Raw genomic sequence first — 11,605 nt, forward strand, 5'->3', positions numbered from 1 at the left:
GATGGACGTAAGAATATTAAAGCAGCATGAGATTCTTCCGGCTCTCCATCTGATATGGGAAGTCTTCGCAGAAGATGTGGCGCCTGCGTATACGCCGGAAGGCGTAGCCCATTTTCAGGAATTTATTAAGTATGACAATATCAGCGACATGTACCAGAAGGGAGAGATTACCTTCTTCGGAGCCTTTGAAGGAACTAAATTATGTGGCACCATGGCGGTGAAGTCCGTGGGCCACATCTGCCTGTTCTATGTCAGAAAGGATTGCCAGAGCAAAGGTGTAGGACGGAGGCTGTTCCAGGCCGTCTATAACTATTGCGCGCAGAAACTGGGTGTCAGCAAGATCACTGTGAATGCCGCTCCGGGAGCAGTTCCCAAGTATGCCCACATGGGTATGCAGGCGATGGGGGAAGAGCGGCAGGTAAATGGCATACGCTATGTTCCTATGGAGATGCAAGTGATACCGGGACTCGTGCAGCCGGTGAAAGAAAAATCGAAGGCGCCTGTGATCATCGTGACCGCGGTGTGCATCGCGATGGTACTGGTTCTGATCATCGCAGGAGTGGCCATTGGCAGGAAGGTAAGGCATATGCTCCGGGAGCAGAGCATATATACGCAGCCATATAATCATAATGACAGAGACCATGATTATGATGACCATCATGACTATGATTACTTCGGGGATGAGGGAGCCGGACAGAACAGCACGGATGCCGGGGATTTGACAGGGATTGACGCAATCCCCCAGAAGATCGCGGACGGTCTGTCCTATGATCTGAAAGAAGATGCATATACATATCAGGATGATAAGAAACAGACTACGATGATTGACTTTAACGTCAATTATCCGGTCATCAGCGGGCTTAAGGATGCCAAAGCGGAAGAAAAGGTTAATGAGGCGTTGAAGAACTGCGCGTTGCAGACGGTGGATAAGATCTATGACAATCCCTCTGACGAGATGAAGGAGCGAGTGTTGTCTTCTTCCCAGCCGGCGCTGGTTAGTTACGTAAAGTATAAGGTGGCCTATGCATCGGAAGACTTGTTAAGCGTAGCATTCGAGGATTACAGTTATCAGGGCGGAGCCGAGTATTCCGATCAGGACTTGCGGACCTGCAATATCAGCCTCAAAGACGGAAAGGTCTATGAAGTCAAGGACATTGTCAGGCTGGATGATGCCTTTCTGGCTGAATGGGCTGACACTATGAGGGACGAGGCGGACAATGACGCTTTTCTGTCTGAGCTGGATAAAGATGCCATGAAAAAGACGCTGGAAGGAGATTCCATGGATGGCGTGTACGAGGCGAATTTCTTCCTGGACGCAGATGGAATTGAGATTGGCTATAACCTGAATTACAAAGAAGGAGACGCCAACAATCTGGGCTACATCTGGGTGACGGCGCCGTTTGATTATGACGAGATCGCAGAATTCAGGACAGACAGCGATTTCTGGACAGGGTTATAATATGGAAATACGTATTATTGAAAGCACGGATATAGCCACGGTGCTTCACATGGCCGGGGTCTTGCAATCGGATTCACCTTTGCATTCCGAAGCGAGGATGGCGGCAGGCTTTCCCGGGGATGGATACCTTCCGAATACTCCTGGGCTGAAATTCGACCATATATGACGGGGAATGAACTGTGGAATTTGATAGAAAGTGACAATTGACGAATATTGAATAATATGAGAAAATAAAGTAAGTTTGGTGTTAAAGATATAACGAACCTTACGACAGAAAATCATGCAAATTTGAAAGGAGTTTTAAAATGATTTATTCACATGAAGTAGAAATGATGTGTCCTGTAGCTCAGGGTGCAAATCACGGGCCAGCTCCGATTCCGGAAGAGGCAAAGTGGGTACAGGCTAAGGAAGTTAAAGATATTTCAGGTTTTACGCATGGTGTCGGCTGGTGTGCTCCGCAGCAGGGCGCCTGTAAACTTTCATTAAATGTTAAAGACGGTATTATCCAGGAAGCGTTGGTAGAGACCATCGGATGCTCTGGAATGACGCACTCTGCAGCCATGGCATCAGAGATTCTTCCGGGCAAGACGATTTTAGAAGCATTGAATACAGACCTTGTCTGCGATGCCATCAATACAGCAATGAGGGAATTATTCCTCCAGATCGTATACGGAAGGACACAGAGCGCGTTCTCCGAAGACGGACTTGCGATCGGAGCAGGCCTGGAAGACCTTGGAAAGGGACTTCGCTCTCAGGTAGGAACCATGTATGGCACATTGGCAAAAGGTCCTCGTTATCTTGAAATGGCTGAGGGATATGTAACAGGAATCGCATTGGATGAGAATGATGAGATTATCGGTTACCAGTTCGTAAGCCTTGGAAAATTTACTGACTTCATCAAGGCAGGCGATACTCCGAACGATGCTTGGGAGAAAGCAAAGGGACAGTATGGACGTGTTGCAGACGCAGTGAAAATCATTGACCCGAGAAAAGAGTAGAAAATCAGGAGGACAAGCAAATGGCTTTATTTGAATCATATGAAAGAAGAATTGATAAAATCAATGAAGTATTAAATAGTTATGGCATTGCTTCTATCGAAGAGGCTCAGCAGATTACGAAGGATGCCGGACTTGACGTATACAACCAGGTAAAAGGGATTCAGCCGATCTGCTTCGAGAATGCCTGCTGGGCATACATCGTAGGCGCGGCTATCGCAATCAAGAAGGGCTGCAAGAACGCCGCAGACGCAGCGGCAGCAATCGGAGAGGGACTTCAGGCTTTCTGTATTCCGGGTTCCGTAGCAGACCAGCGTAAAGTAGGCCTTGGACACGGTAATTTAGGCAAGATGCTTCTGGAAGAAGACACAGACTGCTTCGCATTCCTTGCCGGACATGAGTCTTTCGCAGCTGCAGAAGGCGCTATCGGTATTGCGGAGAAGGCCAACAAGGTTCGTAAGAAACCTCTGAGAGTAATCCTGAACGGTCTTGGAAAAGACGCGGCAAAGATTATCTCCAGAATTAACGGATTTACATATGTGCAGACCGAATATGACTATCATACAGGAGAACTGAAGGAAGTAAAGAGAATTGCTTATTCTGACGGGCTCCGCTCTAAAGTAAACTGCTATGGAGCCAATGATGTGCGCGAAGGCGTTGCCATCATGCACAAGGAAGGCGTAGACGTATCCATCACAGGAAACTCTACCAACCCGACACGTTTCCAGCACCCGGTTGCAGGTACCTACAAGAAAGAATGCATCGAGCAGGGCAAGAAGTACTTCTCCGTAGCATCCGGCGGCGGTACAGGACGTACCCTTCACCCGGACAACATGGCTGCAGGACCGGCTTCCTACGGCATGACAGATACATTGGGACGTATGCACTCTGACGCTCAGTTTGCAGGATCCTCTTCCGTACCGGCTCACGTTGAGATGATGGGCCTGATCGGGGCAGGCAACAACCCTATGGTAGGTATGACGGTTGCAGTAGCGGTTTCTGTAGAAGAAGCGGCAAAGGCTGGAAAGTTCTAAGAAAAGCCCATTTTATAATGATTCCAGAAATTGTGAGTTGTACTGAGAAGTGTTGAAAATGAGTGTGTAGAACACAAGTAGCGCACAAGCAGCACACAAATATGTTTGAAGTTAACTTCCGGTTCAGGGGGGAACAGACTATTCTTGAAGCACTCTAAGGAGAGTTAACTAGGAGGGAAAGAACTATTACCTGATTGACACAGAATCAATTATATAGTGCTAAACTGCAGAAATTGACATAGAACAATAACGATGGGATCGGAACTGTATAAATCACGAGCGGAAAGCAAAATGCTTTCCGCTTTTGCAGTTGGTAGGCGTAAAGATGACTGTGACGTGCTTACCGTGATTTCCATTATCTTTGCCTTCATCGAGTTCCTAAGACGCTCAGACGATAAAGACGACAAGAAGGATTGATACATATTAGGGGAGACAAGACAGAAAAGGGGAGTAAAAATATGAAGAACGTTAAAAAAATCGTGGCATTCGTGATTGCAGCCGCGCTGGTTGCCACGGGATATGCAAGCTTGGACGATGTGGCTGGCATGCTGGGCGAGCCGGAGGCGAAGATTGCAGATACGACCGCCGAAGGCGAGATGAAAGTCACGTTTCTGGATGTAGGGCAGGGAGACTGCACGCTGATCCAGGCAGGCGGACAGAACATGGTGATGGATGTAGGCAATAATGACCAGGGAGAGCGGGTGGTTTCCTATCTTAAGGAGCAAGGGATCGGGAAACTGGATTACCTTCTTCTCAGCCATCCGGACGCAGACCACATCGGAGGAGGGGATAATGTCCTGGAGAACTTTGAAGTACAGACGGTGATCATGCCGGAGGTAGCCAATGATACCATGACCTACCAGGAGGTAATGGAAGAGATCAGCCGCTACGATGTGGATGTAAAGTACCCGGAAGTTGGGGATATCTTTACGCTGGGGGACGCGGAATTCACCGTCCTGTGTCCTGAACCGGAACTTGTAAGCCAGGATGACATGAACAATTCTTCCGTTGGCATCAAACTGGTTCATGGAGAGAATTCCTTCGTTATGTGCGGGGACGCCGAAGCGAAGTCGGAGCAGGAGATGGTAAAGCGTTTTGGAAGCAGTCTGGAATGCGATGTGCTAAAGTGTGGCCATCATGGAAGCAATACGGCTACAAGCGATGAATTTCTTGCAGCTGTCAATCCCACGTGGGCAGTCATCAGCTGTGGAAAAGAGAACCGGTATGGCCACCCGCATTCAGAGGTTCTGGACAAATTGGAAAATGATGATGTCCAGATTTACCGAACAGATCTAAGAGGAACCATCACGGCGGTAAGCGATGGAAGCCAGATCTCGTGGAAATGTGAGAAATAGTGGGAATATTCGAAAAATTATGCTGGTGCTTTAGCACGGAACAGTGTATAATAGGAGTATTAAATACAAAATCCATAGACATACAATTATGAGATTTATGAAGCAGAAGGAGAGAAGAGTATGAAGAAGAAGTTATTGGCAGCATTTTTATGTCTTACGATGGCATTCTCACTTGCGGCATGCGGAGACAGCGAAGATGCAGGAAAGACTGACAAAAAGAAGGACAGCAAAGATGACGGCAAGAAAGTGTACCAGGTTGCCACGGACACGACATTTGCCCCATTTGAATTTGAAAATGATGAAGGCGATATGGTAGGCATCGATCTGGATATCCTGGCCGCGATCGCCGAGGACCAGGGATTTGAATACGAACTGCAGATCGTCGGATTCCAGGCCGCAGTCAACGCTCTTGAGGCAGGACAGGCCGATGCGGTGATCGCTGGCATGTCTATTACGGATGAAAGAAAAGAGAAGTATGATTTCTCAGATGAATACTATCAGTCCGGCGTAGGAATGGCAGTAAAGAAGGATTCTGACATTGATTCTTATGAAGACTTAAAGGGCAAGACAGTAGCAGCCAAACTCGGTACGGAAGGCTGCACATTTGCGGAGTCTATCGCAGACCAGTATGGATTTACGGTGACACAGTTTGAAGATTCTTCTACTATGTACCAGGATGTTATATCCGGAAATACGGTTGCATGTTTTGAAGATTATCCGGTAATGGGATATGAGATTTCCCGCGGGCTGGAACTGAAGCTTCCTTTAGATATGGAAAAAGGCGCGCCTTATGGCTTCGCTGTTATGAAGGGCGAGAACGCGGAACTTCTTAAGATGTTCAATGCAGGACTTGCGAACCTGAAGGAAAGCGGCAAATATGATGAAATATTAGATACATACATTAAGAAGTAGATAGGAGTCTTACCATGGATATCATTCGAGTACTACAGGAATATTGGCCATCTTTTTGCAAAGCGCTGATGATCACGCTGGAGATGACGGTGTTTTCCCTGATCTTTGCGACGATCATCGGAACCATTGTGGGATTATTCAACGTTTCCAAGATCAAGCCGCTGCAATTCATTGCCAATATTTACATAGACATTGTCAGAGGAACCCCTCTGCTGGTCCAGGTATTTATCATGTACTATGGACTGACGCAGTTCCTGCAGTTCCAGTGGCCGGCGATCGGAGGATTTACATCAGCCTTCGTTGCAGGCGTGGTAACGCTCAGTTTTAATGCCGGAGCCTATATGGCGGAGATCATCCGAGGCGGTATTGAGGCAGTGGATAAGGGGCAGATGGAAGCGGCAAGGAGCCTGGGCCTTCCTTATAGGAAGGCAATGTGGAAGATTATCCTTCCGCAGGCATTCCGCACTATGCTTCCGTCCATCATCAACCAGTTTATCATTTCCTTGAAGGATACTTCTTTGATATCTGTAATCGGACCAAGAGAACTAACTCAGAACGGCAAGATCATTGCTGCCAATTCATCCACAAGGGTTATGGCAATCTGGATTGTTGTAGCGTTATTCTATCTGGTGGTATGCACGATCCTTTCCAGAGTAGCAAAACTGGTAGAGAGGAAGGTGTCATATGGAAAGTAAGATTAGCGTAAAAGGACTAAAGAAGAATTTTGGCAAGCTTCAGGTATTGAAAGGAATGGATGTGGAGATAAGAGAAGGCGAGGTCGTATGCCTCATCGGCCCTTCCGGCTCAGGAAAGAGCACATTCCTCAGATGCCTGAACAGACTGGAGGATATCACGGACGGGACTGTTGTAGTGGACGGCTACCAGATATCGGATAAAAGCATTGATATCAATAAGGTAAGAGAGAATATCGGTATGGTATTCCAGCATTTTAATCTCTTCCCGCATCTGTCCGTATTGGAGAACATCACCATGGCTCCGGTAGAATTAAAGAAGATGTCAAAGGATGAAGCCGATAAGAAGGCAAAGGAACTTCTCAAGACTGTAGGGCTTGAGGAAAAGGCGGATGTCTATCCGGCGCAGCTTTCCGGAGGACAGAAGCAGCGTGTGGCAATTGCCCGGGCACTGGCCATGAATCCGGACATCATGCTTTTTGACGAGCCGACCTCCGCGCTTGACCCCGAGATGGTAGGAGAAGTGCTGGAAGTTATGAAACGCCTGGCCGCAGAGGGCATGACCATGGTCGTGGTTACTCACGAGATGGGATTTGCCAAGGAAGTGGCGCACAGGGTTATCTTCATGGACGATGGCGTGATTGTGGAAGAAGGGAAGCCCAAAGAAGTCTTTGGCAATCCGCAGAACTCAAGAACCATTGATTTTCTGAATAAAGTTTTGATCTAGCATCGCTGTATGGCAAAGCGCATAGGGGGCTGGAGATGGAAGCATAATCTGCTTGCATATCCGGCTCTTTATTTGTATCATAGGAAACTTCGTTCCATTTCCTTATAAATTCTTTAGAAATTCCTTCTATACTGTCTTCATAAGGAGGAATCAGATATGAATCATACAATACTAGAAACCCAGACATTGACCAAAACATTCCGCAGCCAGGAGGCAGTAAAAAATATTTCTTTGTGCGTCCCTGAAAACTGCGTATACGGGCTGCTTGGCCCAAACGGGGCAGGCAAGTCCACGCTTCTTAAAATGATCACAGGTATCTTAAGGCCCACATCGGGGCAGATACGCTTCCAGGGACACCCATGGTCCAGAAGGGATCTGGCAGAAATCGGGGCGCTCATTGAGACGCCGCCCGTATACGAGAACCTGACAGCATGGGAAAATCTGAAGGTACGCGCCATCATCCTGGGCGTGCCGGATGAAAGAATCGAAGAGGTGCTGGATCAAGTGGACTTAAAAGATACCGGCAAAAAGAAGGCGGGAGAATTCTCTTTGGGAATGAAGCAGAGGCTTGGAATTGCCATTGCCCTGCTGAATCGTCCCAAACTGCTGGTTCTGGATGAACCGGTGAACGGGCTGGATCCTATCGGCATCCAGGATCTGCGCCAGATGATACGAAGATTTCCCGAACAGGGGATTACCGTTATTGTCTCCAGCCATATCCTAAGCGAGATCGAGCAGACGGCAGACTATATCGGGATTATTGCCGGCGGGACGCTGGGATATCAGGGCGGGATGCCAAAGAAGAACCATCTGGAAGAATTATTTATGAAGATTGCTATGGAGCAGGCAGGGAGGGAGAGACATGCATAGATTTTATAAGGCGGAAAAGTTAAAAAACTGTCATTCAGCCATCGGTAAACTGACGATTCTGATGCCGCTTATCAGCGTGATCCTGTCAGCCGTACTGACCAACAGATTCTTCACCATTGACAGTTACAACTGGTGGTATATGATGCTGTTTCCAGGGTTCGTAAGCCTGATATGCGGGCTTGCGGGACAGAGGGATAAGAAGATGGGGAACCGTCCCATCCTTACACTGCCGGAAGAGCCAAAGCATGTCTGGGACGGCAAGGTGCTATACGTCATACGGGAAGCCGCTGTGGCTCTGATTATCATATTTGCCGCGTCTGTCGTAATTGCCGCGATCCTTCAAAAAGGCATGCAGATGTCTTTTGCAGTGTATCCGTCCCTTGGGAGCCAGGTGGCGGCGACGGCGCTGCTGCTGGTCTCGTTTGTCTGGCAGGTGCCATTCTGCCTGATGCTTCAGCAGATTATGGGAATCTTCCCGATGCTGCTTCTAAATATGGGCACATACTCCGTCATAGCCGCCTCGGCTTCCTTGAAGTCCTATTTCTTCCTGATCCCGCAGGCCATTGCCTCCAGGCTGATGTGCAGCGTGATCGGGGTGCTTCCCAACGGGCTTCCGGCAAGACCCGGAGAGATGACATTCTCGCAGGAACTACTGGATACAAGCGCTATATTGCCTGGGATCGCCGCGTCCGTAATATGGCTAGCTGTCTTCTGGTTCGCTGGAAGGAAATTATATGAAAGGGCGGTGAGAGGTTAAATGAGAGAAGTGTTTCGTACGCTAAAGGCGGAATTCTGGAAGATGAAGCACACCTTGCTGCCGCTTCTTCATCTGCTGATTCCCGCCGCAGGGGCAGCTATCTTCCTGGGCTACTATCGTTTCGCCGCATTTAGCGATATGGGGCAGGTCAGCGGCTATATACAGGTGCTGGCCATCGCGCTGCCTGTGGTGGCAAGCGTGCTGTGCTCCATGTCGGTGGAATTAGAGGCGCAGAATCATTTTCAGACGTTCCTGAGCACGACGACCCGCAAGCACAGCCCGCTGCTGGGGAAATGGATCGTCCTTACCTTGTGGGGATTTGGCGCTATCTGCCTGGCGGTGGAGGGCTTTGCGCTGGGATACCGGTACCTGTTGGGAAAGGCATTCGTCAGCCAGGAGGCGTATATGGCCATCATTGTGGCTATGACAGTAAGCCTGGCAAACCTGTATCTGATCCATCTGTTCTTAAACTTGAAGGCATCCAAAGGTATCTCTATGTGCATAGGAATCAGCGAGTCCCTGGTGGCGGCATTGTTCCTTACGGGCCTGGGGGAAGGAATCTGGCAGTATGTCCCATGCGCTTACACTGGAAGATGGACTTCATATCTGCTATTATATTACTCAGGGAGAAAAGAGATCGCAGCCGCAGGCCTTAAGGGAGAAACTATGCTGGTCTGCCTGCTGGTATCGGCATGCATCTGGATCCTGGTATTCCTGTGGTTTGGACTCTATGAAGGAAGGCAATGCAATGACTAGGATATTGGCGATTGACGATGAAAAAGATATACTGATGCTGATCAAGAACGCGCTGGCAAAGGAGGGCTATGACGTGACGCTTCTAAGCGATCCTCTGAAGATCGGAGAAGTGAATCTGAATGCGTACCAGCTGATCCTGCTGGACGTGATGATGCCGGGGCAGGATGGATTTTCCCTGTGCCGGGACATCCGGGACCAGGTAGACTGCCCCATCCTGTTTTTGACGGCCAAGGTTCAGGAGGCGGATATTATGGAAGGCCTTGGCATCGGCGGGGATGACTACATTACCAAGCCCTTTGGAATCGGAGAACTGCGGGCAAGGGTTGCGGCCCATCTAAGAAGAGAGGGACGAGAGAAGAAGAATGCGGTCTCGGTGGGAGACGTACAGTTCCTGCTTCAGGCAAAACAAGCGGTGTATGAAGGAAAGGCGCTGGAACTGACCAAAAGCGAGTACGCGATCTGCGAGTACCTGGCATTGAACCACGGACAGGTGTTTTCCAAAGACAGAATCTATGAGCATGTTTTTGGATATGACGGGGAAGGCGACAGTTCCGCGATTACAGAACATATCAAGAACATAAGGGGTAAGTGCCAGAAGGCGGGATTCGCGCCGATAGAGACCGTATGGGGGATTGGATACCGATGGAAGTAAAAAGAAAGCCAAAGGCGATAGCAGCCATATTCATTCGATATATCAGCCTGTTCTGCGTCAATACGCTTTTGATCCTAGGCATCCTTTTCCTTGCCTTCAGTGTGCTGATCAATACAGGAGGAATCCGCAGGGCAGATGATATGCAGACCCGGCTGAACGAAAACGTTTCCGCCATCAAGCAAGCTGACAAGGTTACAAAAGAGATTCTTCCGGAAGGGTGCGGCTACGGCGTTTACGACAAGGACGGCACCTATCTTTATGGGACTTATGGGGAGATAGAAGCCAAGGAAGCGTGGACGGACTATATGGAAGATAATATCTATGCAAGGGGCAAGGGATACTATCGGTTCATTGCAAAGGAAGATGGGGAACTCTGTATCGTTAACTATTTCATTGAGGCCAGATATACGAACGCAGCATGGAACCGTTACCTGCCAAGTCCGGTGATCATGACGGTGATCCTCTTTGTCCTGCTGTTCCTTTTTCAGACAGTTATACTGGCGCGCAGTTTTGGGAAACATCTGTCACGGAGGCTTGAGGCCATGAATGAGATGACGCAGAAGATTCAGAGGAGAGATCTGGAATTCGATGAGGAACATTCCGATATCAAGGAGATCGATGAGGTGATGGATTCCCTATACAAGATGAAATGCGCGTTAAAGGAATCCCTGGAAGAGCAGTGGAATCAGGAGAAGGAGAAGCAGGAGCAGATCGCGGCTCTGGCGCATGATATCAAGACGCCCCTTACGATTATCAAGGGAAACGCGCAGCTTCTGGAGGAAGGAAGCCTTGCAGAAGAGGAGCAGGAGTATAATCAGTATATTCTGAGGAATATAGCGGAAATCGAGCATTATCTTGCCATGCTTCGAGAAATGCTGCTGTCCCCAAAAGAATCCGCCGGAGAAGAGAAGATCAGTTGTCAGGAACTGGGAGAGCGGCTGGAAGAGCAGGCAAGGATTCTTGCGGCTGCCTCCAGGCAGGAAGTCCTTTCCATAAAGGGGGAACTGGCAGGAGAGGCCAGGTGCGATTACAGCCAGATTGAACGGGCATGGAACAATCTGATCGGCAATGCCTTGGAGTATAATCCCGAAGGCAAAGAACTACGAATAGACCTCCGGATTGTCCTGGAAGAAGGGCAGGCATATCTTGCTGCAAAGGTGACGGACTGGGGCAGGGGATTTGATGCCAGAGACTTGGCCCATGCTACAGAGCAGTTCTATCAAGGTGATGAAAGCCGCCATGACAGGAGCCATCACGGTATTGGCCTTTATACGGCGGCCAGGTTTGCCGCGGCCCAAGGAGGAAGGATCCGGCTTTCCAACTCCAAAGAGACAGGCGGCGGGGAAGTAACGCTATATCTTAGATTAGAATAGAAAAAGGCCATCAGATATATACG

At 48.8% G+C, this 11,605-nt stretch carries 12 protein-coding genes; all 12 read left to right on the plus strand.

The genetic code is table 11. The annotated features are described in order from the left end of the window. Nucleotide 1 precedes the first annotated feature (1 nt). The gene (locus HDCHBGLK_RS14525) at nt 2-1,459 is read left to right on the plus strand and encodes a GNAT family N-acetyltransferase (RefSeq protein WP_004606217.1); all 1,458 of its coding nucleotides are present in this window, start codon (nt 2-4) and stop codon (nt 1,457-1,459) included. A 305-nt stretch (nt 1,460-1,764) separates the two neighbouring features. Then, nucleotides 1,765-2,457: an iron-sulfur cluster assembly scaffold protein gene (locus HDCHBGLK_RS14530; RefSeq protein WP_004606215.1), complete on the plus strand. Its 693-nt coding sequence runs from the start codon at nt 1,765-1,767 to the stop codon at nt 2,455-2,457. A gap of 20 nt (nt 2,458-2,477) precedes the next feature. Next, nucleotides 2,478-3,488 (plus strand): GGGtGRT protein, encoded by a 1,011-nt coding sequence (locus tag HDCHBGLK_RS14535; RefSeq protein WP_004606214.1) that lies wholly within the window; start codon nt 2,478-2,480, stop codon nt 3,486-3,488. Nucleotides 3,489-3,946: 458 nt separating this feature from the next. Next, on the plus strand, nt 3,947-4,843 hold the full coding sequence (locus tag HDCHBGLK_RS14540) for a ComEC/Rec2 family competence protein (RefSeq protein ID WP_039909540.1): 897 nt from the start codon (nt 3,947-3,949) through the stop codon (nt 4,841-4,843). 120 nt (nt 4,844-4,963) lie between these two features. Continuing rightward, complete coding sequence (locus HDCHBGLK_RS14545; RefSeq protein WP_004606211.1) at nt 4,964-5,755, plus strand: transporter substrate-binding domain-containing protein; 792 nt, start codon at nt 4,964-4,966, stop codon at nt 5,753-5,755. Between the two features lie 14 nt (nt 5,756-5,769). After that, nucleotides 5,770-6,450, plus strand: a complete 681-nt coding sequence (locus tag HDCHBGLK_RS14550) for an amino acid ABC transporter permease (RefSeq protein WP_004606210.1) — start codon at nt 5,770-5,772, stop codon at nt 6,448-6,450. Beyond that, a complete protein-coding gene (locus HDCHBGLK_RS14555) occupies nt 6,440-7,174 on the plus strand; it encodes an amino acid ABC transporter ATP-binding protein (RefSeq protein WP_004606209.1) in 735 nt (244 codons plus the stop codon). Before HDCHBGLK_RS14550 ends, HDCHBGLK_RS14555 begins: the two co-directional genes overlap by 11 nt. 156 nt (nt 7,175-7,330) lie before the next feature. Further along, on the plus strand, nt 7,331-8,044 hold the full coding sequence (locus HDCHBGLK_RS14560; protein ID WP_004606208.1) for a lantibiotic protection ABC transporter ATP-binding protein: 714 nt from the start codon (nt 7,331-7,333) through the stop codon (nt 8,042-8,044). Further along, nucleotides 8,037-8,801, plus strand: coding sequence for a lantibiotic immunity ABC transporter MutE/EpiE family permease subunit (locus HDCHBGLK_RS14565; protein WP_004606207.1), 765 nt, complete (start codon nt 8,037-8,039; stop codon nt 8,799-8,801). The genes HDCHBGLK_RS14560 and HDCHBGLK_RS14565 overlap by 8 nt, the downstream gene beginning before the upstream one ends. Beyond that, nucleotides 8,802-9,557 carry a lantibiotic immunity ABC transporter MutG family permease subunit gene (locus HDCHBGLK_RS14570; RefSeq protein ID WP_004606206.1) on the plus strand — a complete coding sequence of 252 codons (756 nt, stop codon included), beginning with the start codon at nt 8,802-8,804 and terminating at the stop codon, nt 9,555-9,557. Continuing rightward, nucleotides 9,550-10,209 (plus strand): response regulator transcription factor, encoded by a 660-nt coding sequence (locus HDCHBGLK_RS14575; RefSeq protein ID WP_009249316.1) that lies wholly within the window; start codon nt 9,550-9,552, stop codon nt 10,207-10,209. The genes HDCHBGLK_RS14570 and HDCHBGLK_RS14575 overlap by 8 nt, the downstream gene beginning before the upstream one ends. Then, a complete protein-coding gene (locus tag HDCHBGLK_RS14580) occupies nt 10,200-11,582 on the plus strand; it encodes a sensor histidine kinase (RefSeq protein ID WP_004606204.1) in 1,383 nt (460 codons plus the stop codon). The genes HDCHBGLK_RS14575 and HDCHBGLK_RS14580 overlap by 10 nt, the downstream gene beginning before the upstream one ends. The last annotated feature ends 23 nt before the right edge of the window (nt 11,583-11,605 follow it).

Source organism: [Clostridium] scindens ATCC 35704, assembly GCF_004295125.1.
Taxonomy (GTDB): Bacteria; Bacillota; Clostridia; order Lachnospirales; family Lachnospiraceae; genus Clostridium_AP; species Clostridium_AP scindens.

Coding starts and splice junctions, on each gene's coding strand:
- HDCHBGLK_RS14575 (WP_009249316.1), top strand. CDS start 9,550: ATGACTAGGATATTGGCGATTGACGATGAAAAAGATATACTGATGCTG.
- HDCHBGLK_RS14560 (WP_004606208.1), top strand. CDS start 7,331: ATGAATCATACAATACTAGAAACCCAGACATTGACCAAAACATTCCGC.
- HDCHBGLK_RS14530 (WP_004606215.1), top strand. CDS start 1,765: ATGATTTATTCACATGAAGTAGAAATGATGTGTCCTGTAGCTCAGGGT.
- HDCHBGLK_RS14540 (WP_039909540.1), top strand. CDS start 3,947: ATGAAGAACGTTAAAAAAATCGTGGCATTCGTGATTGCAGCCGCGCTG.
- HDCHBGLK_RS14565 (WP_004606207.1), top strand. CDS start 8,037: ATGCATAGATTTTATAAGGCGGAAAAGTTAAAAAACTGTCATTCAGCC.
- HDCHBGLK_RS14525 (WP_004606217.1), top strand. CDS start 2: ATGGACGTAAGAATATTAAAGCAGCATGAGATTCTTCCGGCTCTCCAT.
- HDCHBGLK_RS14535 (WP_004606214.1), top strand. CDS start 2,478: ATGGCTTTATTTGAATCATATGAAAGAAGAATTGATAAAATCAATGAA.
- HDCHBGLK_RS14555 (WP_004606209.1), top strand. CDS start 6,440: ATGGAAAGTAAGATTAGCGTAAAAGGACTAAAGAAGAATTTTGGCAAG.
- HDCHBGLK_RS14580 (WP_004606204.1), top strand. CDS start 10,200: ATGGAAGTAAAAAGAAAGCCAAAGGCGATAGCAGCCATATTCATTCGA.
- HDCHBGLK_RS14570 (WP_004606206.1), top strand. CDS start 8,802: ATGAGAGAAGTGTTTCGTACGCTAAAGGCGGAATTCTGGAAGATGAAG.
- HDCHBGLK_RS14550 (WP_004606210.1), top strand. CDS start 5,770: ATGGATATCATTCGAGTACTACAGGAATATTGGCCATCTTTTTGCAAA.
- HDCHBGLK_RS14545 (WP_004606211.1), top strand. CDS start 4,964: ATGAAGAAGAAGTTATTGGCAGCATTTTTATGTCTTACGATGGCATTC.